This is a genomic window from Pseudomonas sp. ASL3, assembly GCF_056680425.1.
In genome coordinates this window covers 590,088-616,362 of record NZ_CM155281.1, presented here as the reverse complement: position 1 = coordinate 616,362, position 26,275 = coordinate 590,088, and the positions used below count along the sequence as shown (strand labels likewise).

Here is a 26,275-nt window from a genome sequence, read left to right as displayed (position 1 = left end):
CCCACTTTCTATGTCACACAGAACCGGTAAGCGGAATTTCTGTACCCTACACACCCACGGCGCGACCTGTCGCGCCACGTCAAAGAGAAGGTAAACCTCATGTCCAATTCCAAAGTATTTTTCGACATCACCGCCAACGACGAGCCAATGGGCCGCATCGTCATGGAACTGTTCGATGACGTGGTGCCGAAAACCGCCGAGAACTTCCGTGCCCTGTGCACCGGCGAGAAAGGCGATGGCCTGCACTACAAGGGTTCTTCGTTCCACCGTGTGATCAATGACTTCATGTTGCAGGGCGGCGACTTCACCAACCACAACGGCACTGGCGGCAAGTCGATCTACGGCGAAAAATTCAAAGACGAAAACTTCACCCTGAAACACACCAAGCCAGGCCAACTGTCCATGGCCAATGCCGGCCCGAACACCAACGGCAGCCAGTTCTTCATCACCACCATCGTCACCAGCTGGCTGGATGGCAAACACGTGGTGTTCGGTGAAGTCACCGAAGGCATGGACGTGGTCCGCGCCATCGAAGCACTGGGCTCGCAATCTGGCAAAACCAGCAAGAAAGTCGTCATCGCTGACTGCGGTCAACTGACTGCTGAAGCCTAAAGAGCATCGTCGGTGAATGCATCTAACCCTGCGACACCGACTCTCTACTCTTTCCGCCGCTGCCCCTACGCCATGCGTGCGCGCATGGCGTTGTTTTACGCCGGGTGCGCGGTGGAAATTGTCGAAGTCATCCTGAAAGAAAAGCCAGCGCACCTGCTTGCCTGCTCACCCAAGGGCACGGTGCCGGTATTGGTACTGGAAGAGCGCGTGATCGATGAAAGCCTCGACATCATGGGTTGGGCGTTAACCCACAACGACCCGGATGACTGGCTATTGGCGAACGATCCGTCGGCGCAATCCGACATCGCGGAACTGATCGCCTACAACGATCAAACCTTCAAGCACCACCTGGATCACTACAAATACGCGGTCCGCCATCCCGAACATTCACAGGAACACTACCGAGACCTCGGTGCGGTGTTTTTGCAACGGCTTGAAGATCGACTGCTGCACCGGGATTTTCTGGTTGCCGAGCATTTGAGCCTGGCCGATATCGCCCTCGCGCCCTTCGTGCGGCAGTTCTGCTATGTCGACCCGGACTGGCTCTGGCAGAGTCCGTATCCGAAGCTGCGGGCGTGGCTGGCGCGGTTTTTGGCGTCGGAATTGTTTACCGCTGTGATGGCCAAGCCCTAGGGGACTGATTTGTTTTTCGCGCTCTTTGAAAAACCAATCTGTCCCCGACCTCAACATGTGGGACAGATTGATTTTCGATGAAGCGCTGAAAATAAATCAGTCCCTCATCACCAGAATTTGTGATCGCTTGTTTTGCGTCGTACATAAAACCCGTGGGAGCAGCCTTGCCTGCGAAGGGTCCCAAAAGCTTTCACACAATCTTTTCAACCTCCCCCACCAACTCCGCCGGACTGCACCCCAACGCCGCCGCGAGCTTGAAGATAATCGTGATCGTCGGTTGATTGATGCCGCGCTCGATCAAGCTAACGTAGTTCCTCTGCACATTGGCCTCATGCGCTAACTGCTCCTGGGTCAAGCCCAGATGCTTGCGTCTCTGACGCAAAACCTTTCCAAATGCCACACCAATGTCCAAAACGGTTCCCCCTGCAATGAGGGGCACTGTCGGTTATGGCAATGCGCTGGTCTTCACAGTATATTGTGAATTTGCAACGCATGAATTAATTCGAAAGCAAAAGGGAGATCGCCTGCATGGCATGGAAAAGAGCAATTTGTTACGCCAGAAAAGCCCACAGCAACCCGCAACGACGCACCGCCCGTTCGGGCCAAACGCTACCCAGTGGCTATACACAGAAACCCACGCATCAAAGTCGCAGGTTGATGTCTGAGCATGAGCTGTCCAACGCGATCTATACCTTTGTCCTGAACAGCTGGGAAACGCTGTCCGCTGAGGAAAAACGCTATTTGGGGTTCGATCCGATGCCGGGCAGTGAGGGTGAGCGCCAGGGTTTGAAGTATCTGGCCACGCTGTTCAGGGAATTTACTGACGCAAGTTCGAGCGAGCGCTGGACGCCCGCCAACGTCGGCTCAGCGCAGGCCTACCTTAAGGAGTCAGCGATGCTGGTACTGACGCGAAGGATCGGTGAGCGCATCTACCTGGGAGATGACATCACGGTGATGGTCGCCGAGGTGGACAGAGGCGAGGTCCGGATTGGGATCATCGCGCCGAGAGAGGTGCCGGTGCATCGGGAAGAGATATGTCGGCGGATTTTGGCGAAAGGCAATGTGGAAACCGGAAAACGCTGAAAGAGTGAATAACGTGGATGAGCGCTCTTGTAGCTGAACTGCAAGATGAGGCGGCGAGCGCGTGGCTTCAATGCGGTAGCAGCAGGTCAGGAGTAGCCCCACCTAGATCGGAGAAATGTCCTACGTAAATCACGCTGAAATGGCGAACTGAGCCGTGCAGGCGGCCTGTATCAAGGGTTGCACGACCCTGCCCTGCCGCCTATGATTCGCCCCGTCGCTGCACATCAGCGACCGGATTTGGCGATCCGATTACATATAAGTAACAGCTACCAAAACTCCATGGTCTTCACTTAGGTGATGCCGATGCGTTATGGCGGCTGTACGTGGGAGACCTTCGGGTCTGCCGGGTTTATATGTGACCGGTTCGCCAACCTGCGTACAGCTGCCACCCTACATTCGTTTGGCGACGAACAGTGGCAGGTCCTGACATTCACATATGGATCACTCTCGATGGCTCAATTCCGTCCTCTGACCAACACCCCTAATACCGTTCTATTCATCAACACCGCCGCCTCATTCGACGATCTGCACATGTGCGCGATGGAACGTTTTCTCGCGGTAAAAGACTTGATGAAATGCCTATCCACCGTGCGCCACGCCAGCGTCGACGAAGACAATCTCAGCCGACTGGCACAGGTGGCGCATTTGTTGTTGCAGGAAGGGTGTGATGTACTGGATGTGATGGAGTTTCGCGGGAGAGATAGAGGTTAGGACTCGATTGAAGTTCCGCTCATGGAACTATCCTTAAATAAAAAGCGCTCCACTCAACATACTGCAATCAGCCAAACCTCAACGGGCGATAACGGCGCGGTCGTTAACCGTGATGGCGACAGAGGTTGCCGGCCAGCCGGCAACCTGAATTAGCGCAGGCTGCTTCCAAGGCCAAGCGCAAAATTGAAAACCTCAAAGCCCAGGCGCGGGCCAAATCGGACATCTGTTTCGGGCAACCAAGCGCCAGTACGATTATGTGAAAGTCCGATTCCGTAACGGCTCTATTTCTTTCTGCACATCTCAATGTCTTTCTGTGTTTTCAATTCAGTGTTGATTCCAAGCCGATACCTGCAGTAGTCGATGATCCACTTTCGTGCCTCGTCCGTGAGACGTTCAATTTGCCTGATTTCACCATCATTGGCGTGGATGTTGTAAAACTTCATCTGAAACGTCGGGTATTTCTTGATGAACAAAATGGTCTCAATATCACCATCTTCAAGGGCTTCGTAGTAGCCGATGTAGAGCACAGCCAGCACCGCCAACACTGCAACAATCAATAGCTTTTTCATTCTTGTGGCGCCGGTGGAGGCAACTTAAGCGGAAAAGAAGAATCGCGTCAGATGAAAGAAGATCGGCGCTGCGAAACATACCGAGTCCATCCTGTCGAGCATTCCGCCATGACCTTTGATCATGCTCCCCCAATCCTTGGCGCTCAGGCTGCGCTTGATGGCTGACATGACCAGCCCGCCCACAAACCCCATCACCACGATGACGAACGACATCAACAGCGACTGCCAAAAGCTAAAGGGGGTCATCCAGAACATGCACCCGCCGATTAGCGTTGCGGACAGCCCGCCACCCACCAGTCCTTCCACCGTTTTTGACGGACTCACCAGCGGCGCAACCTTGTGCTTGCCGAAGGTCTTCCCAAACACGTACTGCAACACATCGCTCAACTGAACGACGAACATCAGGTAGAACAGCAGAAGTGCGTTTTGGCCCTGAAAGCCTTCCAGATCCAAGAGTAAAAGCGCTGGTGCGTGGCTGATGCAATAAATGCAAATCATCACGCCCCATTGGATCTTGGCGGTCCTTTCCAGGAATGCCTCAGTGTCCTGACTTAACACTGCAATTGCCGGTAGCAGCAGGAATGCGTACACCGGAATCAGGAGCGTGAACATTGAATACCAGTGAATTCCTATAAGAACGTATTGCAGTGGAATCAGGATGAAAAACGCCAAAAACAGTGCGTTATGATCACCCGGTCTTGTTGGTGTCAGGGTGATAAACTCCCTGAGTGCGAACAGTGAGATGAAACCGAACAGGACGACCGTTGCGTTACCGCCAAGCTGGTAGGAAATAAAGAAGATGATTACCATCCCCCACCACGCATTGACTCGTTGATTCAGGTTTTCGACGGTCGTAATAGCGGAGTCTGTTTTGGCAAGCCTGGCAAGCAGTCCACCAGTAAGTGAAGCAATCGCTAACAACCCGGCCATCGCAGCAAAGAACCACAAGAACTTCGTTTCAAGACTCATTTCGACATCCTCACGATGGCTTCACGCGCCCGTTGCAGAAACGCCGGTTTTTCTTCGCCAGCCAACCTTTGCAATGGGTCACCGATACGGATCGTACAAATAATTGGCAGGGGAACATGTTTGCCTTTTGGCATCGAGCGATGCAGGTTTTCCAGGTATATAGGCACCAGATCGACGTCGGGGAAGGTTTCACTCAACCGGTAAAGGCCCGATTTGAATTCACCCGGCAGGGCCTGATTTGATCGAGTTCCCTCTGGAAAGAAGATGATCGAATAGCCTGCTCTCACCACATCGAATACGGGCTCCAACGCGTTTTTACCGGGAGCCGGGGACCGTTCGATAAGCACCGCGTTCAGCCCTTTCTGAGAGATGTACGAGAGAAACTTGTTCTCGCCCCAGTAATCGGCAGCCGCCACCGGTTTTACATTGACCCGAGCTTCTGGCGGCAGGGCCGCGATAATTGCCAAGGTGTCCATATGGCTGGTGTGATTGGCGAAATAGATTCGCTGGCGCGTGAGATTCGGTGGGCTTTCCCACCTGGCGGTGACGCCGATCACGAAGCGAAGAACAGAAATCAGCGCATTACTGATCCACATGGAGGACACCTTTTAGTTGCTTGGAAATAGCCAGTGCGCGCGTGGCGCAGGTTACGACTGATCCAATGACGATAATCACCAGCGATATAAAAAGCGCGTGGTGAGTGCCATACGCGATTGTTTCTACGGCATTGATGACAAGCCCTGCCGTCATCACTGCCATGCGGTGTTGCTTGGCCATGGGGCCCATGAAGTTCTGCTTCAGACCAATAGAGCCGCCAAACACGCGGACATACGCCGTGAGTGCGGCTGCCAAGGCAGCAAACTCCCCAAGCTCCGGGTGCCCAATGGCATACCCGAGTCCTACGATTAGAAGGGTGTCTGCAATTCGGTCCGGAAACTCGTTGTAGAGACTGCCGATGTCGGATTTCTTCCCGCCCTCTATCGCGACCATCCCGTCGAGCAGATTGCACAGCAGGCGCAATTGAATGCCAACGGCGCAGCAGATCGACCCAATGACACCGATATCAATAGTGAGTGCCGCAGCGCCCGCCGCCGCAAAGACCATACTGGCTACGGAAATCTGATTAGGCGAAATGTCTTGTTTCACCAGGAACTCGGTGATGCGCCGCGCCCAGCTCGCAGAGCGTGTCTTGATGGGTCTTCTGTTGTCATCCATTAGACGGTGTCCCTATAAATGATGAGTCATACATGCGCAAAAAAAAACGTAACCGCTGTATAGAACACAGGGTCTGCAATTGCGGCGTCTCGCGTTCAGGGTCTTTGAAGTAACACCCGGTAGTTCCTTCTATAGCCAGACAGTTGTTGCCAACCGTCAAAATCATTACGTCGAAGAACTGGCTAGTGTCAGGTTCCGCATTCACTTCTGCATTCTGGCGATGCAAGGTCAGTTGTTGGCCGTTCTGAAGCGATAATTGCGAGCCCATTTCCATGATGCCTTACAGGTAGTAACGGCTAACCAAGTCGTGGTCTGGCGTCTTATCGGCATGGACACAGGCGGCCAGGAATAGACTGGCGGCGAGTAACGCGATCCTTCTCATTTGTTTTTTCTTGAATCACCATTTGCTACAAATGCGAAGACGGGCCCAGCGCCTACCACGAACCATAGGGAATCCCGTACTTCTCGATATAGGCCTTGGCGGCCGGCTTCAGTGGCAAAGCGTACCGGCCATCATTTTGCCCCCCAGAGGGTCCCACTTTCACCACCTCGCCCTGCACCCGTGCCACGTCGATCGGTTTCAGGCACGCGCCCCCAAGCCAGACCCTGGCAATCCCTCCTGGGGCCAGGCCGACGGTCAACCCATCGCGATAGCCAGTGATCCATTTAGCATCAGCTTTGCAATAGGTCTTCTCACCCTTGAGCATGGCCTGCTGGATAGCTTCGGGAATGACGATAAAGGCCTCATAGGTCTGCGGCTCCACCAGCGATTGCCAGCGCACATACAGCAGCCGTGGCAGGTCGGCGCCGAGGACTTGTTTGCCTTTGCCTGCCCCCGGCCCCGGGGGCTTGGGCCAGCCACGCGGATCGCCCTTGAGGTTCTTCGGCGAGTTCCCTGCCACGCCACTCATGGCGCGACGGAAGTCTCGGTCATGGATGTCCACCGCATCGGCGGTTTCGATCCATACCTCCATGTAGTTGGGGGCAAACAGGCCCAGTCGCCATGAATCGTAGGGCAACCGACCTGCACCAGTGGCACAGCCGCTCAGCCAGCCCAGGGTGCAGCACAGCAGCACGGCTTTAAGTTTATTCATGGGTGATACTTCGCACGCTGCTTGCCCTCGGCCGGACGGTTGATGAACACCACGTCCAGGTCGCTGTTGTTCCACCCCTTGCCGGCATTCCAATGGGCCGAAAGGTGGATGTAACGACGGCGCAGCAGCGAGAGGTCGGCGGCGTTCAGGCGGTCGAAAGGCTCACGCAAGGCATAAGCCTGTAAATTGGCGGCGATGGTCTGCAGTTCGGCGGGCAGGGCAAAGGCTGGTGTATCTGGAATCGAATCGAACGCTACCCCAGCGCGTACGCCCAGCTCACGCATAATCCGCAGGTAGACCAACGAGAGTTCGCCGCGCACCTGACGCTGACCCGCGATGGCTGCATAAACACGCTTCTCCGGCTGGGTATCGCGGACCCGGTGCTGTGTTTCCACGTCCCAGGTGACAATGCTCAGACCCTCGAGCGGGATATAGGGCTGCCAGTCGTCGAGGCTGTGCTCAAAGCGCTGCCGGGTACGGCGATAGGCCTCACTGCGCTCGTTGGGCTCGCGCAACGGGCTCAGGCTGCTGTCGGGTTTGCTCAACAGCAGCTTTTCCGTGGCCAGAGGCAGATAACCGCCGCCAATATCGGAATGGCTACCAGGCACGAGCAGATCGTTATCGGTGCGGGTCAGCGAGAAGTTGTGACGATGCTCGTGCTCGGCCACCAACTGCACCACCTGACGAGCGCTGCCTGGGGCCAAACGCAGGTTCACCCCTGGACTGATGGGGTTGTGCGGACTGAAATCGTTGCTCAGCGGAGCGACGATGGCGGGCACGGTGTCGAACAGGCCGATAAAATTCAGGACGATGTCGCTACCGGTACGCCAGGCGAAATCAGCGCTAAGCAATGGCGAGCCCGCCGGCAGGGCGCGAGCCAGCAGGCTGTCCGGGCCCTTGAGCAGGTCATTGGCGCAATGCCGGGCCGCCGCCGCGCCGCGGCTAAAGCCAAACAGGTCGATCTCGATGTGACGGATGATGAGGCCAGGATTGTTATCCTGTAGAAGTCGTAACTGTCTCACTACCAGCGCCGGGACCTGTTCGACCCGTGCCACCACGCCAGTGTCGCCCTGGCCGGTGCCCTGGCTGTAAATAGAATCGTCCTGCCCGCTGCTGGTGCCGATGCCTTCGAGATACACCGGGATATACGCTTTCTCATCCCCAGCAGGCAATTGCTTATCAGAGTGATCCGGATAGAGGTCGTGCAGGCGCGCGACATTGCTGGTGTCATTGCCGTAGCTGTTGTCGGGAATCGCACCGGAGGCGTCGTAGCCGTAGGCGGTACAGCGTTGCCGGATAGCGGCGGCCGCCTCCGCATCCAGGCCCAGGTCGCGGGCCCGGCAGCCTTCGCCGGTCGCGCTGTTGCCCTGGTTGTTGCCGGTGCCGTCGAAGAACAAACCCAGGCGTAGCACGATGGTGTTTTGCTCCAGTTCCTCTTCTTCTTCCTCCTCTTCCAGGGGAGACCCCTGAGTTGGAGTCGCTGGTTTAGGTGCGGCGGACGCGAAAGCAGGAGCAGCGCTTGGGGGCCATGCTCTGGCAGTTTGCGGCGCTGGGCTGGCTTCATTGCTATAAGTAGCCGTGAATATCGAGGGGATCAGTTCGGCCCTACAAGGACAACCGCTAAAGCTGTCCAGGGTGCCGGCCATAAGCTTGCCATGGCTGTCCATATGCGAAATGCCACCGCGGATCTGATAAGTTTTCCCGTCCTTCCCACAGGACACTCGATCCCCCTCACGAGAATGTAAAAGACCATACATAACGACGCGATTGTCACCATCCAGAACTTCGCCACCGCAGGTGGTTTTATCGCCTTTGCCGATGAAATATCCGATATTCATGCAATACCCTTTGTAATCTATTCGACCTCATCGAGGATGTCCTCGAATCGGTCGTGGTAGTCAGTTTGTGACAACTTCAGTGGCGCTATATTGAGAGGCGATGAAGCAACGCCAGACCTCGTCGCTCAGCCCGCAACAGCCGGTAGAAAGTCTTTTTCCAGTGTTACGCCCTTACGCATGACCATTAACATGCCGTCTTGCAGCGTATTGATGATCTCGTCGCCATTGCTGAGATAACTACCCACCAGCGCAATATTGCTATTTGCTTGCCCTGCGCCCGTTACGATCTGCGCCTTACTGCCATCTGTATATACAACGAAGTCGCCCTTCTGCGCTCCGCGTACTTCCTGACCGTTATCCAATTTGAACGTCAGTGGCGATGTCGCTTGTTGGATCACCCCGCCGTTACGGGTTTGACTGCCCTCGGTCGCTATTCGATAAATAGCGACAGGGGGATGAGCTTTAATGTAGGCCCGTTGTTTATTGAAACGCGCCAAGGCTTCTTCGTTGAAATCAGCAAGCTGCTGCTCTGTGAAGGGTGAGTTGTCCAGAGTGCGGAGATGTTCAGGGGAGACTTCGTTGGTGTAGAAGCCATTAGTTTCGGTCGAATCATTTGGGTTTTTCATGGGATGTGCCTCATTTGAGTGAATGGGGCACAGACTAGAACTTCGGACCGGAAGGGTGGCTAGCGGGCGTCTCTTAAGCGCGTGGGAAATTTCCCAGAAAAATAGGGTTATTTCTGGCAGACGGTTCTGTAGGTAATAAGGTTTTGAAATGGATACTGCTGTAATGGCGAAGCCCAACTGATCGAAACCCCTGACGCAGATCTACAGGGGAAAGAAGACCTCTGTAGGGGCAGACTCGTCTGCGAAGACCATTCACCGCGGTGTGTCAGGTATATTTCATCGTATGGCCTTCGCAGACAAGTCAGCTCCTACAGAGGATCGCATTGCGCTACTCAGCACACCACCTCAAACAACCCCGATGTAAACAACCGACTCTTGTTCGGCGGATTGCTGGCCATCAGCATTTGCGTACGGGCCATTTCGATGTTGTGGGCGATTTCATGTTTGGCTTCGATACTACGCGCCAGGCCACCGGAAGAAGCCTGACCTAAACCGATCAATGAAAAACCATTAGTGATCACCGCGAAGAAAGCAACGATCCATAATTGCGTTCCTTTCATGATGCCGCCTCTGGGGCACTCACCGCAGCACCTTCAATCACGACAACCGGTGGCTTGGACGCATTAATGGCATTGATCGACGACGCATTCATGCTGGCAACAGTGACCACGGCGATGAAAGCAATGTACAGAGCAATGGCAGTGTAAGCGCCATGTTTGATGGAATGGATAATCGCAGTGTTCATGTGAGTAACTCCGTGGTGTGTTTCCAGACGCACAGAATCAACCAAACACGGACTATCTCAAAGACGACATATTCCATAGTGGACATCGACTTCGTTAATTATTGAGGGAGTCAATGAGGGTGATAGAGATTGGCTTTGACATACGAGGAAGTGCGCTGGATGCACTGACGCCTTCGCGAATAAATTCGCTCCCACAGAGCTCTGCACCGGGCGCTTAAGCTGCGACCAGCCAGAATCATGTGGGAGCGAATTTATTGGCGAAGGCTGACTTTCAGAAATAAAGACTAAAGCGAACAGAAAACAAAATCCCTAAAACGAATCCATTCCCCGTTATCGGTATGATCGTTAACGGGGAATGGATTCATTTGGCAGCCAGGTTCATTGCTGAGTCTTATGATCCAGTGCAGCGTAGAAGTTGGCGCTTTGTTGCAGATACTTTGTGGTGTAGCTCTGGGTGATGTTTGATTTTTTTTCGGTGACTTCGACACTGGCGCTGGCAGGCAGGGCGACGGTGGCAGAGATGGCGGACGCTGCGATAACGGAGAAGAGATTGAAGTTCATGTCGGTAAGCCTCGAATGTTCTGTTTGGGTAGCTGCCGTTTAAGGCCGTGACTCAAACTTACGCCCGGGGGTCCGATCTCAGAAATGCTTTGTACCACTAGCCCTTATCAATTCAATTAATAACAGGCTCCAGCCCTTTGAATACGGGGACTGCAGCCTGTTCCGCAAGGGGTTATCGGGTCAGGAATTTGAGGTCAGAGGGTGAATCAAAATCCATTTGCTGCACCGTTTCGCCCAAAATTCCGGTCTTGGTATCACGGCGAACGATGACGATCTGGTTGCTTTTCTGATTGGCGATCAACAGGAAATGGCCGGTGGGATCGATGCTGAATTCGCGCGGTTCGGTGCCTTCGACCGAGCGGCGCTGGATCTCCCTGAGCTGGCCGCTGGCCGGATCGATGGCAAACACCAGCAACTGATTGGCCTCGCCACGGTTGGCGACGTAGAGGAATTTACCGTCCGCCGAGCTGTGCAGGCCTCCCGCTCCGTTTTTCTGCGTCACACCTTTTTTGGTCAGGTCCAGCAGCTGGGTCTGTTTGAACACCCCGTCGTGGTAATCGAACACCGCCACTTTCGCCGCCATTTCCAGGGTCAGGTAAGCATGTTTGCCGTTGTTGCTGAACAACAGGTGACGTGGTCCGCTGCCGGCGGGTAATTCAACGAAGGGGGTTTTAGCCGGCTGCAGAGGTTGTTTGTTTTTGCCGTCGTAATGGAAGACAAACAGTTTGTCGGCACCCAGGTCACTGGCGATCAGGTACTTGCCATCGGGCGACGGCACCGCCGAATGCACATGGGACGACGCTTGCCGCTCAGGATCAACGTGGCTGGCTGGATGGGTACTGGTTTGCACCACCTCGGACAGCTTGCCGGACTTGTCCACCGGCACTATCGCCAGCACGCCACCCGGATCAGGATGCACGGCGTAGTTGGCCACGAACAGGAAATGCCCATCCGCGCTCAGGCTGGAATGGGTGGGTTCGTCACCGCGACTGACAACCTGGTTGATCGGTGTCACTTCATGGTTTTTGCCATTGATGGCGAAACTGCTGACCTTGCCCACCGTGTCGCTCTGCCCTGGCCCGTTTTCATTGACCGCAAACAAGTAGCGCTGGTCCTTGGAGAGCGTCAGCCATGAAGGGTTTTCGCTTTTGATCACCTGCCGCGGTTGCAGGTCGATCCTGCCGCTGTGGCTATCGAACCGGTAGCGGTAGATGCCTTCGCTTTTGCCCTGAGTGTAAGAACCCACCAGCAGATCGTAGTCAGTGACACTTTGCGCCAGAACGGGGAAAGCGCTGATCCCACTGGCCATTACCAGCCAAGGCAAAATTTTACGATTCATGGGCATCTCTCTGATTATCGGGCTTGTTGGGCGCCATGCGCGGTCAGTGGGGCTATAACCCTCCGGTCTATGACAGCGCACTGGGTGAAGTAGTTTTATTGCGTTTTAGGCAAAGAGAAGGCCATCACATAGTCGCCCTGCCGGGTACCCAGGGCGCCATCGCCGCCTGCCACGATCAGTACGTATTGGCGACCGTCGCTGCCGGTGTACGTCATAGGGGTGGCCTGACCACCCGCTGGCAGGCGGCCTTCCCACAGCTGTTTGCCATTGCTGATGTCGTAGGCGCGCAGGTATTGGTCCAGCGTACCCGCGAAGAACGACACACCACCGGCAGTGCTGACCGCGCCCCCCATGCTCGGCACCCCCATGGACAACGGAATAGGCAAGGGAAAGGGCAACCGCGGACTGTCTCGGACCCTGCCATTCCTGTGTTTCCAGATCACTTTATTAGTGGTCAGATCGACTGCCGCAACATAACCCCAGGCCGGCGCCTGACACGGCAACCCCAGGTGAGAAAGCAGTGGCCTAAGGATCACGCCATACGGCGCGCCCTTGTTTAGCTGCAGGTCTCGGGTCTCGCTTGTGCGTGCCGGACCATCGTTCACTGCGGTGTTCGGCACCAGGGTCGAGACAAAGGCCATGTAGTTGGGTGTGAGAAAAGCAACCTGCCGAATGGGATCGACGGAGATCCCGCCCCAGCTGAAGACCCCTGCATTACCTGGGTAAACAATCGTGCCCATGGTCGAAGGCGGCGTGTAGATCCCGTCATAGCGCAGTGAGCGAAAGGTGATGCGACACAGCATCTGATCGATCGGTGTCACTCCCCACATGTCCGATTCCTTGAGGCGCGGCGGCATCATGTTCAGCGCTGACATCGGTTGAGTCGGTAAGGTGAAGTCACCCTCCACGGCACCCTGCGGCACCGAGTTTTCCTTGATCGGCACGATGGGCGTGCCCGTGCGACGGTCGAGCACATAGATACTGCCTTGCTTGGTCGCTGCCACCAGTGCGGGCTTGATGCCGCTCGCAGTCTTGAGGTTCATCAGCGTCGGTTGCCCGCCGACATCCATGCCCCACAGATCATGGTGCGTGAACTGGAACGTCCAGCGCACTTTGCCGGTAGCGATGTCCAGCGCGGTAACCCCGGCGCTGTACACCTCGGGCTCCTTGCGGGCGGCGCCCCACTGATTCGGCGTCTGGTTGCCCATGGGCAGAAAGAGCATACCCAGCGTCTCGTCGACGCTCATGACCGACCACATGTTGGGCGAGCTACGGGTGTAGGTCAGGCCGGCCAGGATCGGTTGCGTGTTGTCCGGGTTACCGCTGTCCCAGTTCCACACCAGCTTGCCGCTGCGTACGTCGAAAGCGCGAACCACCCCTGACGGCTGGTCGATGGATTCGTTGTCGGCGACGTCCCCGCCAATGATCACCAGATTACGCGTAACCCCAGGTGGCGATGTCGAATAATAACTTCCGGCGGTGAAATCTCCGATATTGCTGGTCAGGTCGACCGAGCCATGATCACCGAACTCTTCGCACAGCTTGCCATTATCGGCATTCAAGGCGATCAGACGGGCATCGGCGGTCGGCACGAAAATACGCTTCGAGCAGGTATTCACTACGCCCTTTAAGGCCTTTTCAGGGCCATAAGCCCCGGCGTCATGGTAGGCCACACCGCGACAGGTCATGTGCGCCCAACCTTTGAAGTTGCTGGCGTTCTGCGTGCTGATTTTGGGGTCGAAGCGCCAGATCTCTTTACCCGAATCCGGGTCCAGAGCGATCACCTGACTGTGCGGTGTGCACAGGTAAAGCATGCCGTTGGCCTTGAGCGGTGTGTTCTCTGCCGCGGTGTCCTGCGGATCGTGGGGGCCCGGCAAATCGCCCGTGCGAAAGGTCCAGGCAGGTGCCAACAGATAAGCGTTGTCCGGGGTAATTTGCGCCAGAGGTGAATAACGATCACCGAACGCACTGCGCCCGTATGACTGCCAGTCGCCTTCTGGCTGATGCGGTGCGTCGCGCGGTACACCGGCATCGGTGCGGGTCAGGCTGCCCTGAATGTCGTCGGAATGCGTGTATTGGCTGCCCACCGCAGCGGCACCCGCAACCAGCACCGCCAGGCTCAGGCTGGCGGTGGAAAGCGGTTGGTCGTGCGGCTTCAACGGGCGGCGCACTGCAGGCAGCAACAACACGAGGCCGAGGACAAACCACAGGGACAAACGCGGAACCAGTTGCCACCAGTCCAGCCCGACTTCCCAAAATGCCCATACCGTGCTGATGAACAGCAGAAAAGCGTACAGCCCTATCGCAGAGCGCCGCGCCAGAATCAGCAACACTCCGCTCAGCGCAAAACCGGCACCCGCCAGCGCGTAGTAGAGCGAACCGCCCAACTGCACCAGCTTGACGCCTCCGGCCAGCATGACCAGGCCCAACGCCAACAACACCAGCCCGACCAGAGTCGCTAACAGGCGTGGGCGATTTTTTCCTGCACCTTCAGTGCTCATGGTGGATCTCCCTATCGTGTGGGGCTCAGATCCGTTGAGCCTGTGTGAAACGCAGTATAGCCGCCGTAGGAAACTCGACTGACTGCGGTACAGGCTGTTTGAAAACGTAGCGAGCGAAGGCAAGACAAGGCAAAAACAGGCGAGGAAGCGGAGTCTACGGGTTGTAAATGAGCATTCCGAGCCTGTTTTTAACGCAGTATTGCCGAGCGCAGTAGTTTTCACACAGCCTGTGTAGATCAGTCCTGCACGGGGGCATCCTCACTGTCGTCTTCGTCGCTCGGAGTGAACGCGTCGAGGCACACGAGTCGGTGATCGGCGCTGCCGTCGGAGAGCACCCAGCTTTGCAGTTGCGGGTCAAAGGTCGCGGCGTCGACTTGGGCCAGGGTAAATTTCCAGATTTTTTTATCGCGACCGTCAACGGCCTGGATCACAAGCTGTTCGTCACCCAGGGAAAATTCCCAGGCATGCAGCCCGTCGATTTCCAGCATGGTGGAGGTTTGCAGGGCTGCGAGAAGGGTTGGGGTGGTCATAGGATCAATCGCCTGAGGTAAAGGGGCGAATGATAGGCGAAATGGCGGATCGAGGTTCATCGCAGAAACAATGTGGGAGCGAATTCATTCGCGAAGGCGGTGTATCAGGCGCTGATGATGTTGACTGTTCTGGCCCCTTCGCGAATGAATTCGCTCCCACAGGAAGACCGCAGTCCTCGGTAGGAGCGAATTTGTTGAGCTTAAAGCTGCCCCACCTCACCCGGCTCAAACACCGACTCCGCCAATGCAATCCCATTCACCAACGGCGCGCCGAAGTCAGCCTGGCTGATTTCGAACTGGTCACCCGGCTGAGTACGCACACCGTCGGCGAACGACAATGTCGCGGTGCCGAAGAAATGAATGTGCACATCGCCCGGACGCAGGAACTGGCTGTATTTGAAGTGGTGATATTCGAGATTCTCAAAGCTGTGGCACATGTTGGCCTCGCCACTGAGGAACTGTTTTTCCCAGAGCACCGCACCGTTACGGCGGATCCGACTGATGCCAGAGAGATTCTTCGGCAGTTCACCGACCCGCAACTCAGGGCCGAACGAACAGGCGCGCAGTTTGGAGTGAGCGAGGTACAGGTAATTTTTGCGCTCCATCACATGGTCGGAGAATTCATTGCCGATGGCGAAGCCCAGACGGTGAGGCTTGTGGTCATGACCAATCACATACAAACCGCTGAGTTCCGGCTCTTCCCCGGCATCTTCGGCGAACGGCGGCAGCGGGAACGCGCACCCCGGACGGACGACGATGCTGCCGTCTCCTTTATAGAACCATTCCGGCTGCACTCCGTCCTGGCCGGTTGCTGGCTTGCCACCTTCCAGACCCCATTGGAAGATGCGCATGCTGTCGGTCAGCGACGTATCGTCAACCGCATGCTGGTGCATTTTGTCGCGAGTAGCCGCGCTGCCCAGATGCGTCAGCCCGGTGCCACTGACCAACACGTGGGCCGGATCGGGATGGTCCAGCGGCGGCAGAATGCGCAGATTCTGCAGCAATTGCGCGTAATCGTGGTTGGTCCCCAGCCCTTGGCTGTCGACCTGTTGCACCAGACTGACACCCGCCTCGATGGCAGCCAGCGCCAGCTCGCGGACGCTGCCTGCGTCCCGTACTTCGTGCACCCGATCACTGTCGACCACGCCGACGCGGCGCTGGCCGTTGCTCAATTCGAACTGTACTAAACGCATGTTCATGCTCCCTTCTTTGCAGGATTCAAGGACGACTGGCCGGCTGAGCCCTTTGATTGCGGGCGCTGGCGGCGAATTGAGTGGGGGCCAGGGCGTGTTTGCGCTCCAGCAGGCGGTAGACGACGCCGGTCAGCACCAGGCCGAACAGCATCACCGCGGACAGGAAGTACAGGCCCGAAGCCAGATTGCCGGTGTATTCCTTCAGCGCGCCGATCACGAAGGGGCCGATATAGCCGCCGAGGTTGCCGACCGAGTTGATCAACGCGATCCCGGCCGCCGCGCTGGCTCCGGCAAAAAAACGTCCCGGCAGGGTCCAGAACACCGCCGTGCAGGAAAACAGCGAGAACGCCACCAGGCACAGCGCCGCCAATTGCAGCACCGGCATCGTCAGCCAGGCGCTGAAGAACAGGCCAATGGCGCCGAGCACATACAGCACCGCCAGATGGCCGTAGCGGTCGTTCAAACGGTCGGAACTGCGCGGCACGATCAACAAACCGATGATCCCGAAGATATAAGGCACCGCCGAGACGAAACCGGTGGTCAGGTCGCTGCCGCCAAACTGTTTGATCAAGGTCGGTAGCCACAGGCCCAGCCCATAGATGCTCAGCGTCACGGGCAGGTAGAACAGCGACAACAACAGCACGCGCTTGTCTTTGAGGGCGTGCAGCGGATTGCCGTGACGGGTCTGGCCATATTCTTCCAGATCCTTTTTCAACTCGCCGGCCAGCCAGTCCTTCTCGGTCTGGTCCATCCATTTCACGCGCTTCGGACCGTCCGGCAACCAGCGCAGTACTGGCCAGGTGAGCAGAATCGCCGGGGTGCCGATGACGATGAACAGCCATTGCCAGCCATGCAGACCGAGTACCCCATCCATGCCCAGCAGGCCACCGGAAACCGGCCCGGTGACCATCATGGCGATGGGTTGCGAGAGGATGAACAACCCGAGGATTTTGCCGCGATGGCGAACCGGGAACCATTGAGTGATGTAATACAGGACCCCAGGGAAGAAGCCGGCTTCAGCCGCGCCGAGCAGCAAGCGCATCAGGTAAAAGCTGTGCGGCCCTTGAACGAAGGCCATGCCGATGGTGATTGCGCCCCAGGTGATCATGATGCGGGCGAACCAGCGGCGGGCGCCGAAGCGCTCAAGCATCAGGTTGCTGGGGATCTCCAACAGGAAGTAACCGATAAAAAACAGACCGGCACCCAGCCCGTAGGCCGCGTCACCGATGCCAAGGTCCGCGCCCATGTGCAGCTTGGCGAAACCAACGGCGGAGCGATCCACGTAAGCGATCAGGTACAGCAGGATCAGGAAGGGGATCAGTTTCAGGGTGATGCGACGTATAAGCCTGAGTTCCTGGCTCATGAAAGCGGTCTCCAATTATTTTTGTTATGGAACCTCTGGGGATCGCCTCTGCGCTTGAGTGCCTGGATTGAGTCAGCACGTTCGGCAGGGTCGTCCCTCATTGGAAATCGACTATATAGTATTACTATTTAAGCCACAACTCTTCCAAACTCACGTATTTAGGCTTACTTTAATCGTCATAAATGCTATTAAGTCTTACAATAAGAGTGCCGATCATGTCTGATAAAAAACCTGTCCTGCGTTCTGCCCAATGGTTCGGTACGGCCGACAAGAACGGCTTCATGTACCGCAGCTGGATGAAGAACCAAGGCATCGCCGACCATCAATTCCAGGGCAAGCCGATCATTGGCATCTGCAACACCTGGTCGGAACTGACCCCGTGCAACGCGCATTTCCGGCAGATCGCCGAGCACGTCAAACGAGGCGTGATCGAAGCGGGCGGCTTCCCGGTGGAGTTCCCGGTGTTCTCCAACGGTGAATCCAACCTGCGCCCTACCGCCATGTTCACCCGCAACCTGACAAGCATGGATGTCGAAGAAGCGATTCGCGGCAACCCGATCGATGGCGTGGTGTTGCTGACCGGCTGCGATAAAACCACCCCGGCGTTGCTGATGGGCGCCGCCAGCTGCGACGTGCCCGCCATCGTCGTGACTGGCGGCCCGATGCTCAACGGCAAACACAAAGGCAAGGACATCGGCTCCGGTACGGCGGTCTGGCAACTCAGCGAACAGGTGAAAGCCGGGCAGATCAGCCTCGATGACTTCCTCGCGGCCGAAGGCGGTATGTCGCGTTCAGCAGGTACCTGCAACACCATGGGCACAGCCTCGACCATGGCCTGCATGGCCGAAGCCCTCGGCACGTCGTTGCCGCACAACGCGGCAATCCCGGCGGTCGATGCGCGGCGTTACGTACTGGCGCATATGTCCGGTATGCGCGCAGTGGACATGGTCCGTGAAGATTTGCGCCTGTCGAAGATCCTCACCAAGGAAGCCTTCGAAAACGCCATTCGCGTCAACGCCGCCATCGGTGGCTCGACCAATGCGGTCATTCATTTGAAGGCGATTGCCGGGCGCATCGGTGTCGAGCTGGACCTGGACGACTGGACCCGCATGGGTCGCGGCATACCAACCATCGTCGACCTGCAACCCTCGGGGCGCTTCCTGATGGAAGAGTTCTACTACGCTGGCGGCCTGCCTGCGGTACTGCGGCGCCTCGGCGAAGGCAATCTGTTGCCCAACCCGAATGCCCTGACCGTCAACGGCAAAAGTCTGTGGGAAAACACCAAAGCCGCGCCGATCTACGGGGAGGACGAAGTGATCCGCACCCTCTCCAACCCCATTCGTGCTGACGGCGGCATCTGCGTATTGCGCGGCAACCTCGCCCCTTTGGGTGCCGTGCTCAAACCGTCGGCGGCCAGCGCCGAATTGATGCAGCACCGTGGCCGCGCCGTGGTGTTCGAGAACTTCGACCACTACAAGGCACGGATCAACGACCCGGAACTGGACATCGACGCCAGCTGCGTCATGGTGATGAAAAACTGCGGACCAAAGGGTTATCCGGGCATGGCCGAAGTCGGCAACATGGGCTTGCCGGCGAAACTGCTGGCCCAGGGCGTGACTGACATGGTGCGCATCTCCGATGCACGCATGAGCGGCACTGCTTACGGCACCGTGGTGTTGCACATCGCGCCGGAAGCCGCTGCGGGCGGACCGTTGGCGGTGGTACAGGAAGGTGACTGGATCGAACTCGACTGCGCCAATGGCCGTCTGCACCTGGACATCCCCGATGCCGAACTGGCGGCGCGTCTGGCCGACTGGCAGGCCCCTGAGAAATTGCTGTTGGGTGGTTATCGTCAGCTGTACATCGATCATGTGATGCAAGCCGATCAGGGCTGCGACTTCGACTTCCTGGTCGGCTGCCGGGGTGCCGAGGTGCCGCGTCATTCGCATTGATTGAGGTGACCTGTTCGCAGGCAAGCCTGCTCCCACAGATGATTGCGTACCTGTACAGGCTGTGTGAAAACCTCCGCGACCGATTAACTGATTAAAAACCGACCTGAAAATCGCGTTCCTACGTGAAATCCAGGTCTGTCCAGCAGCCGATCTATTTCTGAATTGACGTACGAACGCGCAGTTCAGTTTTCTGTTGGGGTTTTCACACAGCCTGTGTAGGAGCGGGCTTGCCCGCGATTGGAGCACCGCAGTGTTTATGCCTTGCCAATGTTATGATCCGCCGCACTAACGCTCAGGATCGACCCGCACCCTCATGGATTACCGTAAGCCTTCCGACCGCAAAAGCATGCATGCCCGTATCGTTCAGGACATCGGTATGCAGATCGTATCCGGCCGCTTCAAGCCCGACGATAAATTGCCCGCCGAAGCGACCCTGTGCGAAGAGTATGCGGTCAGCCGGCCAGTGCTGCGTGAAGCGACCCGGGTGTTGGTCGCCAAAGGCCTGGTGTATTCCCGGCCGCGCGTCGGCACGGTGGTCAAACCGCGTCGCGAATGGCATTTGCTTGACCCGGATGTGCTGCATTGGGTCATGCAAAGTACGCCGCAAAACGAATTCTTCAACCTGCTGACCAGCGTGCGCAGCATCATCGAGCCCGCCGCAGCGGCCCTCGCCGCCCAGCACGCGACCGATCAGGACATCGCTTCGATCGGCGAGGCCTATCAACGGATGGAAGCCGCGCCGACGCCCGAAGCGCTGTTGCAGCCCGACCTGGATTTCCACAGCCGAATTGCCGACGCCACCCATAACGACCTGCTCGCACACCTGTGCAACATGCTGTCGCTGGCGCTGCGTGAAGCGTTGAAGCACTCCAACCAACGGCCAAATCTGCATGAGCTGGCAATGCCGCGTCACAAAGCGATCCTCACCGCCATCGAAAACCGCGACGCCCTCGGCGCCCGGCATGCGACGCTGGTGCAGCTGGATGACGCGAGGAACGCACTGAGCGTGGTGTTGGGGCGGGATTTGGGGTTGTGAGCTGACGCAAATTCCCTGTAGGAGCTGCCGAAGGCTGCGATAAGGTCGGAACGACCTTCATGTGTTCAACCGCAGCGCCCGCTCCGCGGTCGATCGCAGCCTTCGGCAGCTCCTACAAGTCTGTTGCCCGCCAAGAATTTCCGAAAAAAAACCGCAGCCCTTGAGCTGCGGTTTTTTTATTGCGGGTGGACTCAGTGGGAGAACAACGAATGCCCTACCTGGCCCGCCATTTTCTCCGGTTTGATCAGGAACCGCGCCAGTGCCGGCAGTAGCCACAGGGCGCCGAACATGTTCCAAAGCAGCATGAAGGTCAGCATCAGGCCCATGTCGGCCTGGAACTTGATCGCCGAGAAGATCCAGGTGCAGACGCCGATGGCCAGGCACAGACCAGTGAACAACACCGCTTTGCCGGTGGATTTCAGGGTCTCGTAATACGCCTCTTGCAGCGGCAGACCGGCACGCAGGAAGCTTTCCAGACGGCTGTAGATATAGATGCCGTAATCGACACCGATCCCCACACCCAGCGCCACCACCGGCAAGGTCGCGACTTTCACGCCGATGCCCATGAACGCCATCAGGGCGTTACCCAGTACCGAGGTCAGTACCAGCGGCAGAACAATGCAGAGTGTCGCCGCCCACGAACGGAAAGTGATCATGCACATGGTCGCCACGCAGATATAAACCAGGATCAGGATCGTCAGCTCCGACTCCTTGATCACTTCGTTGGTGGCCGCTTCGATCCCGGCGTTACCCGCGGCGAGGAGGAATTGCAGACCATCCTTGTCGTTGTCCTTGGCGAACTCCTTCACGGCATGCACCGCACGGTCGAGGGTTTCGGCCTTGTGGTCGTTGAGGAACACCAGCAGCGGCGCCAACGAGCAATCGTTGTTGTACAGACCATCGGCGCGGGAGATGGAGTTGTTCAGCACATCCTTGTTGCGCGACAGGGATTCCCATTTCAGGTTGCCCTCGTTCATGCCCTTGATCATCTGCCTGGACACCGTCACCAGGGAGATCGCCGACTGCACGCCCGGGGTGTTTTCCATCTTCCAGGCCAGTTCATTGATGGCGGACATCGTCGGGTAGGCGGAGCAGCCTTCAGGCGGGGTCTTGACCATCACCACCAGCACATCGGAGCTGGTGGAGTAGTTGTTGATGATGAAGCTGTTGTCCTTGTTGTAGCGCGAATCCGGACGCAGTTCCGGTGCACCCTGATCGAGGTCGCCGATTTTCAGGTTCTGGCTGTACCAGAGCCCGCCGCCAAAGGCCAACAACGCCAGGACAATGGACACCGGAGCGATTTTCGCGCTGGCGAAATTCGACAGCAGGCGCCAGAACGGATGCTCACGCACCGCATCCTTTTTACTGCGCGAAACGGCTCTTTTACTGATGCCGACATAGGAGATCGCCACCGGCAACAGAATCAGGTTGGTAAAGACGATGACCGCCACACCAATCGAAGCCCCGATGGCCAGCTCGCGGATCACGCCGATGTCGATGATCAACAGGGTGATGAAACCCACTGCGTCGGCGAGGATCGCGATCATCCCCGGCAAAAACAGCTGGCGGAAAGTCCGTCGAGCGGCGGTCAAGGCGTTATCGGCGCCGCTGGATTGCAGGGCGATACCGTTGATCTTCTGTACGCCGTGGGAAATACCGATAGCGAAAATCAGGAACGGTACCAGCATCGAATACGGGTCCAACCCGAAGCCGACCACGTGCATCAGCCCCAGTTGCCAGACCACTGCGATCAACGTGGTGCTGAGTACGGCAATGGTGCTGCGGATGCACCGGGTGAACCAGAACAGCAACACCAGGGTAATCAGGAAGGCGACGCCGAAAAACATCACCACCATGATCAGGCCATCGATCAAGTCGCCGACTTTCTTGGCGAAACCGACGATGTGCACCTTCACATTGGGGTTCTGCGCCTGGAACTTGTCGCGAATTTTCTCTTCGAGCTGGTGGGAAAACTGCCGGTAATCGAGGGCGAGCAACTTGCCCTGATCATTCGGGTCCGGGTAGGACTCCAGCAGCGGTATCTCAACGATGCTCGACTTGAAATCGTTGGACACCAGCCGACCGACCTGACCGGACTTGAGTACGTTGTTGCGCAGTTGATCGAGGCTGTCTTCTGAACCGTTGTAGCTCTGCGGGATGACTTCACCACCGGCAAAACCTTCTTCGGTCACTTCGGTCCAGCGCACACTCGGGCTCCACAACGACTTCATCCCGGAGCGATCGACACCGGAGATGTAGAACACCTCGTCGTTGATCTGACGCAGGGTCTCCATGTAGTCCTTGGAGAAAATATCGCCATCCACCGCTTCCACGGAGATCCGCACGGTGTTGCCCAGGTTGGCCAGATCGTTGCGGTGTTCGAGCATCTTCTGGATGAAGGGATGCTCAAGCGGAATCATTTTTTCGAAACTGGTGGAGGGCCTTACCAGGGTCGCCTGATAGAACAGAAAAACACTGACCAGCAGGCAGATGAAAATCACTGCCGGGCGATTGTTGAAGATCAACCGTTCAAGGAGCGTGGCCTTGTCTTGATGATGATGAAGAGGTTGATGATTGGTCATGCGAAAACTTCCTCGCCTTAATAGGTCTTATTGTTGGACCAGCTCAGCGCCAGTTGGCGAGGTAACGTGAACGCCGCCTTGTCCTACCAGAATCAGATCGCCCTTATCGTCGGCGGTCACCCCGGACAGGGAAATACGGTCAGGACGGTTGGACACAGTGAACGTAAGACCATCGTCGTTGCTGCCCATGACGCTGCCGCCATTGCCTACCAGCACCAGCGAACCATTTGGCAACAAGGCGGCGCCCGACAGGCCGAACTCCAGCGGGCCGCGTGCGCCCTTGAGCTCGATGGCGTTCCAGGTGGTGCCGAAGTCAGTGGAGCGAAACAGGTTACCGCGCAAGCCGTAGGCGAGCAGCGTGCCGGATTGGGCGGTACCGATGGCGCCGAACAGAGACCCCTGATACGGGCTTTGCACATGCTCCCAGGTTTGTCCGTCATCGGCGGAGCGGAACATGCTGCCCTGCTCGCCGACGATAAACAGACCGGCATCCTTCACCTGAGCGATGCCGTTGTAGTGGTACTGGTCCTGGTTGTCGATGCGGTCGCTGACATCAGCCCAGTGCTCACCGCCGTCGGTGGTCGTCAGCAGCGCACCGTAGGCGCCTACGGCAAACCCGGTGCTGGCGTCCTTGAACCAGACGTCCAGGAGCGGCGCTTCACGCTTGAGGTCTTCGAATTGCTTGATCCAGGTCACGCCGCCATCGGCGCTGGCAAGAATCTGTGCATCGTGCCCGACCGCCCAGCCATGCTTGTCATCGACAAAATAGACGGCGGTCAGCAACTGCCGGCTCGGCACTTTGGCCTGAGTCCAGGTCTTGCCCTGATCATCGGAATACAGAATGTGGCCCCGGTCGCCGACGACGACCAGACGCGCACCGGCATGAGTCACGCCGAGCAACAGGCCCCGAGAGGACTTGGGCGATTCAATGGAGAAAACGCTGTCGCCAGCGGTACTTTGCGCAGCCTGCGAGGGTGTGGCGAAAGCAAATACCGAGAGCATACTGAGCTGGATGAGGGACACTGAGAGCGCTGTCGTCAGGGACTTGCCTTTACGTAATGCCAGCGGACGGTATGTCACCACGTCCCCACCGGACTGGGTGCGCCGATTGATAGGCTCACTCATAGACCTTTCCCCCGTTATTGTTATTTGGTCGTCCGCAAAGGTGTGCCAAGTGGCCGCAAGCGCTCTAGAAACACCCTTTTGGAAGCAGACCTATCCTAGCTAGCTTTAGAAACGTCTGACAATCGACATGACGTTATCTTTTGTTAAGCAGAACGGGGGGTGATAACAGGGTATTCGTTTGCCTGATGGGGCCTCTTCGCAGGCAAGCCTGCTCCCACAGACTGCTCGACCTACTGATCGGGTCGAGGTAACGGGACTAGCCCGTTACCCCTCCCACACCACCGGACGTGCGGTTTTCCGCATCCGGCGGTTGGACTGCTCAGTATTGCACTGAGGCGAGATCCTGCGCGGTGATCAGGCCATATTGCTTCAAGCGTTTGTTGTTCAAGGCTTGGTGCATGGCCGGATGTGCCGCCGCTTTCCAAGCTCCGTCGTGAAAACTCACTCGCGCAAGCCCTCGTTTCGAGATGCCCATCTTCAGCAGTTGGGCCATACGACCCTTGCGGTTATGCCACCGCTGCCAAAAGCACTTGCGCATGTGGCGCCGCGTCCATTGTGAGAGCTGCGTGAAGTTTCGCTCCGTGGCCAGCCGGAAATAACCAAACCAGCCAAGAAGATAACCTCTCCATTGCTCAACCAGTTCCCGGGAGGTGAGTCCCTGTCTGGCTGACCAACATTCACGAACGCGTTTGCGGTATCGCTTGACCGTCCTGCCCGACAGGTGATTGTTGCCTTCCTCGTCGATCAGATAACCCAGAAAATCGCGTTCCCAAGGACGACCCGTGCCGCTCTTGCTGGCATTGACCTTCAGCTTCAGGTGTTTCTCGATCCACGCCACGATGCTTTCCAGTATTCGCTCTGCGCTGCGCTCGCTTTCGACAAAGATCATCAGGTCGTCTGCATAGCGACAGAAGCTCAGCCCTCGAGTTTCCAGCTCCTTGTCCAGCGGGTCCAGATACAGATTGGCCAGCAGCGGACTCAGCGGACCACCTTGCGGTACGCCCGCCGTGCGTTTGTGCCGCTGGCCGTTCAGGACCATGTCCGCGCGCAGGTTCGACGCCAGATACTTGTTCAGCCGCTTGTCCCGGATGTCGCGGGTGATGCGCGTCATGAGTCGGTCGTGATTGACCTCGTCAAAGAACGCTTCAATGTCCACATCGACAACCCAGGTCTTGCCGCTGAGCACGAAGTCTTTCGCCGCCCTGATCGCGTCAAGGTTGCTGCGCCCGGGCCTGAACCCGTAGCTGTGCTCACTGAAACCACCGTCCCAAAGCTTCGTCAGTTGCTGGCTTACCGCTTGCTGGATCACTCGATCCTGCGTGTTGGGAATCCCCAGCAGCCGTTCTCCGCCTTGGGGTTTGCCGATCGTTTTACCCCTGATCGGACCGGGCTGGTAGCTCCCGGCCAGAAGCTTTTCCTTGATGCCCGGCCAATGCTTGACCAAGTGCGCTTCGAGGTCTTCAGTGCTAATACCGTCAACCCCGGGCGCACCTTTGTTGGCCCGGACTTTCTTGAACGCACGGCGCATGTTGTCAGCCTCGACAACCTGCTCCACGCTGATTTCGCTCAACACGTCTCCAGTTTCCTGTTCCGTCTGACACATCACTCGCTCTTTCCTTTCATTAGTTCTCCGGGATCCACCCGGGCATTCATGTCCGGCCAACCCGTCGGTGTCACTGCACTTTTCCGGGTTCGGTTTCAAAGAGCTCTGGCTCAATGTAAGAAGTCCATTACGGGTGTTGTTTATCCTTCGGCCCTTTGCTCCAAGCGCATTACCGCTCATCTTCGCTACTACGGCCTCTGCTGACTTCTCGCTCACTGACGTGTGCGAGATCTCCCCGGGTAAGGTGCCAAAACCATCGGCCCGTGCCGTCAGGCTCTACTGAATGCGTCTTTCGGTGACAGTCGGATTTCGTGGTTCCCAGCACACTAATCGCCCGCATCCAGCCTCGCTGCCTGTTCGTGTTCCTACGGTCGTGCCTTTGCTACGCGCTTCTT

The 26,275-nt window shown here is 57.2% G+C and carries 25 protein-coding genes; 6 read left to right on the top strand and 19 right to left on the bottom strand.

Annotated elements, in window-relative coordinates; genetic code table 11:
* Positions 1-99 precede the first annotated feature (99 nt).
* A complete protein-coding gene (locus AC1MEE_RS02870; protein WP_480413716.1) occupies positions 100-612 on the top strand; it encodes a peptidylprolyl isomerase in 513 nt (170 codons plus the stop codon).
* 12 nt (positions 613-624) lie between these two features.
* On the top strand, positions 625-1,245 hold the full coding sequence (locus AC1MEE_RS02865) for a glutathione S-transferase (RefSeq protein WP_480413715.1): 621 nt from the start codon (positions 625-627) through the stop codon (positions 1,243-1,245).
* A 190-nt stretch (positions 1,246-1,435) separates the two neighbouring features.
* Here the strand turns inward: AC1MEE_RS02865 and AC1MEE_RS02860 are convergent, their stop codons facing one another.
* The gene (locus tag AC1MEE_RS02860) at positions 1,436-1,657 is read right to left on the bottom strand and encodes a helix-turn-helix domain-containing protein (RefSeq protein WP_480413714.1); all 222 of its coding nucleotides are present in this window, start codon (positions 1,655-1,657) and stop codon (positions 1,436-1,438) included.
* A 482-nt stretch (positions 1,658-2,139) separates the two neighbouring features.
* Here AC1MEE_RS02860 and csrA point away from each other — a divergent pair, with 482 nt between their 5' ends.
* A complete protein-coding gene (gene csrA, locus AC1MEE_RS02855; protein WP_480416137.1) occupies positions 2,140-2,328 on the top strand; it encodes a carbon storage regulator CsrA in 189 nt (62 codons plus the stop codon).
* A 450-nt stretch (positions 2,329-2,778) separates the two neighbouring features.
* Positions 2,779-3,039, top strand: coding sequence for a hypothetical protein (locus AC1MEE_RS02850; protein ID WP_480413713.1), 261 nt, complete (start codon positions 2,779-2,781; stop codon positions 3,037-3,039).
* A 281-nt stretch (positions 3,040-3,320) separates the two neighbouring features.
* Here AC1MEE_RS02850 and AC1MEE_RS02845 read toward each other — a convergent pair whose 3' ends face one another.
* The 15 genes from AC1MEE_RS02845 to AC1MEE_RS02775 form a co-directional block, all read right to left on the bottom strand.
* On the bottom strand, positions 3,321-3,608 hold the full coding sequence (locus AC1MEE_RS02845; RefSeq protein ID WP_480413711.1) for a hypothetical protein: 288 nt from the start codon (positions 3,606-3,608) through the stop codon (positions 3,321-3,323).
* A gap of 24 nt (positions 3,609-3,632) precedes the next feature.
* Complete coding sequence (locus tag AC1MEE_RS02840; protein ID WP_480413710.1) at positions 3,633-4,577, bottom strand: phosphatidate cytidylyltransferase; 945 nt, start codon at positions 4,575-4,577, stop codon at positions 3,633-3,635.
* Positions 4,574-5,173, bottom strand: a complete 600-nt coding sequence (locus AC1MEE_RS02835; protein ID WP_480413709.1) for a lysophospholipid acyltransferase family protein — start codon at positions 5,171-5,173, stop codon at positions 4,574-4,576. The genes AC1MEE_RS02840 and AC1MEE_RS02835 overlap by 4 nt, the downstream gene beginning before the upstream one ends.
* A complete protein-coding gene (locus AC1MEE_RS02830; RefSeq protein ID WP_480413708.1) occupies positions 5,160-5,792 on the bottom strand; it encodes a CDP-alcohol phosphatidyltransferase family protein in 633 nt (210 codons plus the stop codon). The genes AC1MEE_RS02835 and AC1MEE_RS02830 overlap by 14 nt, the downstream gene beginning before the upstream one ends.
* A 434-nt stretch (positions 5,793-6,226) precedes the next feature.
* The gene (locus AC1MEE_RS02825) at positions 6,227-6,886 is read right to left on the bottom strand and encodes a DUF2931 family protein (protein WP_480413707.1); all 660 of its coding nucleotides are present in this window, start codon (positions 6,884-6,886) and stop codon (positions 6,227-6,229) included.
* Positions 6,883-8,724, bottom strand: coding sequence for a PAAR domain-containing protein (locus AC1MEE_RS02820; protein WP_480413706.1), 1,842 nt, complete (start codon positions 8,722-8,724; stop codon positions 6,883-6,885). Before AC1MEE_RS02820 ends, AC1MEE_RS02825 begins: the two co-directional genes overlap by 4 nt.
* Before the next feature lie 125 nt (positions 8,725-8,849).
* Positions 8,850-9,350, bottom strand: coding sequence for a hypothetical protein (locus AC1MEE_RS02815; protein ID WP_480413705.1), 501 nt, complete (start codon positions 9,348-9,350; stop codon positions 8,850-8,852).
* Positions 9,351-9,682: 332 nt separating this feature from the next.
* Complete coding sequence (locus AC1MEE_RS02810) at positions 9,683-9,910, bottom strand: hypothetical protein (RefSeq protein WP_480413704.1); 228 nt, start codon at positions 9,908-9,910, stop codon at positions 9,683-9,685.
* Positions 9,907-10,095: a hypothetical protein gene (locus tag AC1MEE_RS02805; RefSeq protein WP_480413703.1), complete on the bottom strand. Its 189-nt coding sequence runs from the start codon at positions 10,093-10,095 to the stop codon at positions 9,907-9,909. The genes AC1MEE_RS02810 and AC1MEE_RS02805 overlap by 4 nt, the downstream gene beginning before the upstream one ends.
* A 378-nt stretch (positions 10,096-10,473) precedes the next feature.
* Positions 10,474-10,656, bottom strand: a complete 183-nt coding sequence (locus tag AC1MEE_RS02800; protein ID WP_480413702.1) for a hypothetical protein — start codon at positions 10,654-10,656, stop codon at positions 10,474-10,476.
* A gap of 172 nt (positions 10,657-10,828) precedes the next feature.
* Positions 10,829-11,995, bottom strand: a complete 1,167-nt coding sequence (locus AC1MEE_RS02795; RefSeq protein WP_480413701.1) for a lactonase family protein — start codon at positions 11,993-11,995, stop codon at positions 10,829-10,831.
* A 95-nt stretch (positions 11,996-12,090) separates the two neighbouring features.
* A complete protein-coding gene (locus tag AC1MEE_RS02790; protein WP_480413700.1) occupies positions 12,091-14,496 on the bottom strand; it encodes a glucose/quinate/shikimate family membrane-bound PQQ-dependent dehydrogenase in 2,406 nt (801 codons plus the stop codon).
* Between the two features lie 236 nt (positions 14,497-14,732).
* A complete protein-coding gene (locus tag AC1MEE_RS02785; protein WP_480413699.1) occupies positions 14,733-15,026 on the bottom strand; it encodes a DUF5629 family protein in 294 nt (97 codons plus the stop codon).
* A 200-nt stretch (positions 15,027-15,226) separates the two neighbouring features.
* Entirely contained in the window at positions 15,227-16,219 is a 993-nt protein-coding gene (gene araD1 / locus AC1MEE_RS02780; protein ID WP_480416136.1) for an AraD1 family protein, read from the bottom strand.
* A gap of 25 nt (positions 16,220-16,244) precedes the next feature.
* Positions 16,245-17,582, bottom strand: coding sequence for an MFS transporter (locus tag AC1MEE_RS02775; protein ID WP_480413698.1), 1,338 nt, complete (start codon positions 17,580-17,582; stop codon positions 16,245-16,247).
* A gap of 215 nt (positions 17,583-17,797) precedes the next feature.
* Here AC1MEE_RS02775 and AC1MEE_RS02770 point away from each other — a divergent pair, with 215 nt between their 5' ends.
* Both AC1MEE_RS02770 and AC1MEE_RS02765 read left to right on the top strand, forming a co-directional pair.
* On the top strand, positions 17,798-19,534 hold the full coding sequence (locus AC1MEE_RS02770; RefSeq protein WP_480413696.1) for an IlvD/Edd family dehydratase: 1,737 nt from the start codon (positions 17,798-17,800) through the stop codon (positions 19,532-19,534).
* A gap of 313 nt (positions 19,535-19,847) precedes the next feature.
* Complete coding sequence (locus AC1MEE_RS02765; protein WP_480413695.1) at positions 19,848-20,570, top strand: FadR/GntR family transcriptional regulator; 723 nt, start codon at positions 19,848-19,850, stop codon at positions 20,568-20,570.
* Positions 20,571-20,761: 191 nt separating this feature from the next.
* Here the strand turns inward: AC1MEE_RS02765 and AC1MEE_RS02760 are convergent, their stop codons facing one another.
* The 3 genes from AC1MEE_RS02760 to ltrA form a co-directional block, all read right to left on the bottom strand.
* A complete protein-coding gene (locus AC1MEE_RS02760; protein WP_480413694.1) occupies positions 20,762-23,152 on the bottom strand; it encodes an efflux RND transporter permease subunit in 2,391 nt (796 codons plus the stop codon).
* Between the two features lie 27 nt (positions 23,153-23,179).
* The gene (locus AC1MEE_RS02755) at positions 23,180-24,277 is read right to left on the bottom strand and encodes a WD40/YVTN/BNR-like repeat-containing protein (RefSeq protein WP_480413693.1); all 1,098 of its coding nucleotides are present in this window, start codon (positions 24,275-24,277) and stop codon (positions 23,180-23,182) included.
* Positions 24,278-24,596: 319 nt separating this feature from the next.
* Positions 24,597-25,880, bottom strand: coding sequence for a group II intron reverse transcriptase/maturase (gene ltrA, locus AC1MEE_RS02750; protein ID WP_480412364.1), 1,284 nt, complete (start codon positions 25,878-25,880; stop codon positions 24,597-24,599).
* Between the last annotated feature and the right edge of the window lie 395 nt (positions 25,881-26,275).

Excerpts from the sequence above, each read along its gene's own strand:
- AC1MEE_RS02870 (WP_480413716.1), top strand. The coding sequence starts at position 100 with ATGTCCAATTCCAAAGTATTTTTCGACATCACCGCCAACGACGAGCCA.
- csrA (WP_480416137.1), top strand. The coding sequence starts at position 2,140 with ATGCTGGTACTGACGCGAAGGATCGGTGAGCGCATCTACCTGGGAGAT.
- AC1MEE_RS02850 (WP_480413713.1), top strand. The coding sequence starts at position 2,779 with ATGGCTCAATTCCGTCCTCTGACCAACACCCCTAATACCGTTCTATTC.
- AC1MEE_RS02845 (WP_480413711.1), bottom strand. The coding sequence starts at position 3,608 with ATGAAAAAGCTATTGATTGTTGCAGTGTTGGCGGTGCTGGCTGTGCTC.
- AC1MEE_RS02840 (WP_480413710.1), bottom strand. The coding sequence starts at position 4,577 with ATGAGTCTTGAAACGAAGTTCTTGTGGTTCTTTGCTGCGATGGCCGGG.
- AC1MEE_RS02835 (WP_480413709.1), bottom strand. The coding sequence starts at position 5,173 with ATGTGGATCAGTAATGCGCTGATTTCTGTTCTTCGCTTCGTGATCGGC.
- AC1MEE_RS02830 (WP_480413708.1), bottom strand. The coding sequence starts at position 5,792 with ATGGATGACAACAGAAGACCCATCAAGACACGCTCTGCGAGCTGGGCG.
- AC1MEE_RS02825 (WP_480413707.1), bottom strand. The coding sequence starts at position 6,886 with ATGAATAAACTTAAAGCCGTGCTGCTGTGCTGCACCCTGGGCTGGCTG.
- AC1MEE_RS02820 (WP_480413706.1), bottom strand. The coding sequence starts at position 8,724 with ATGAATATCGGATATTTCATCGGCAAAGGCGATAAAACCACCTGCGGT.
- AC1MEE_RS02815 (WP_480413705.1), bottom strand. The coding sequence starts at position 9,350 with ATGAAAAACCCAAATGATTCGACCGAAACTAATGGCTTCTACACCAAC.
- AC1MEE_RS02810 (WP_480413704.1), bottom strand. The coding sequence starts at position 9,910 with ATGAAAGGAACGCAATTATGGATCGTTGCTTTCTTCGCGGTGATCACT.
- AC1MEE_RS02805 (WP_480413703.1), bottom strand. The coding sequence starts at position 10,095 with ATGAACACTGCGATTATCCATTCCATCAAACATGGCGCTTACACTGCC.
- AC1MEE_RS02800 (WP_480413702.1), bottom strand. The coding sequence starts at position 10,656 with ATGAACTTCAATCTCTTCTCCGTTATCGCAGCGTCCGCCATCTCTGCC.
- AC1MEE_RS02795 (WP_480413701.1), bottom strand. The coding sequence starts at position 11,995 with ATGAATCGTAAAATTTTGCCTTGGCTGGTAATGGCCAGTGGGATCAGC.
- AC1MEE_RS02790 (WP_480413700.1), bottom strand. The coding sequence starts at position 14,496 with ATGAGCACTGAAGGTGCAGGAAAAAATCGCCCACGCCTGTTAGCGACT.
- AC1MEE_RS02785 (WP_480413699.1), bottom strand. The coding sequence starts at position 15,026 with ATGACCACCCCAACCCTTCTCGCAGCCCTGCAAACCTCCACCATGCTG.
- araD1 (WP_480416136.1), bottom strand. The coding sequence starts at position 16,219 with ATGCGTTTAGTACAGTTCGAATTGAGCAACGGCCAGCGCCGCGTCGGC.
- AC1MEE_RS02775 (WP_480413698.1), bottom strand. The coding sequence starts at position 17,582 with ATGAGCCAGGAACTCAGGCTTATACGTCGCATCACCCTGAAACTGATC.
- AC1MEE_RS02770 (WP_480413696.1), top strand. The coding sequence starts at position 17,798 with ATGTCTGATAAAAAACCTGTCCTGCGTTCTGCCCAATGGTTCGGTACG.
- AC1MEE_RS02765 (WP_480413695.1), top strand. The coding sequence starts at position 19,848 with ATGGATTACCGTAAGCCTTCCGACCGCAAAAGCATGCATGCCCGTATC.
- AC1MEE_RS02760 (WP_480413694.1), bottom strand. The coding sequence starts at position 23,152 with ATGACCAATCATCAACCTCTTCATCATCATCAAGACAAGGCCACGCTC.
- AC1MEE_RS02755 (WP_480413693.1), bottom strand. The coding sequence starts at position 24,277 with ATGAGTGAGCCTATCAATCGGCGCACCCAGTCCGGTGGGGACGTGGTG.
- ltrA (WP_480412364.1), bottom strand. The coding sequence starts at position 25,880 with ATGTGTCAGACGGAACAGGAAACTGGAGACGTGTTGAGCGAAATCAGC.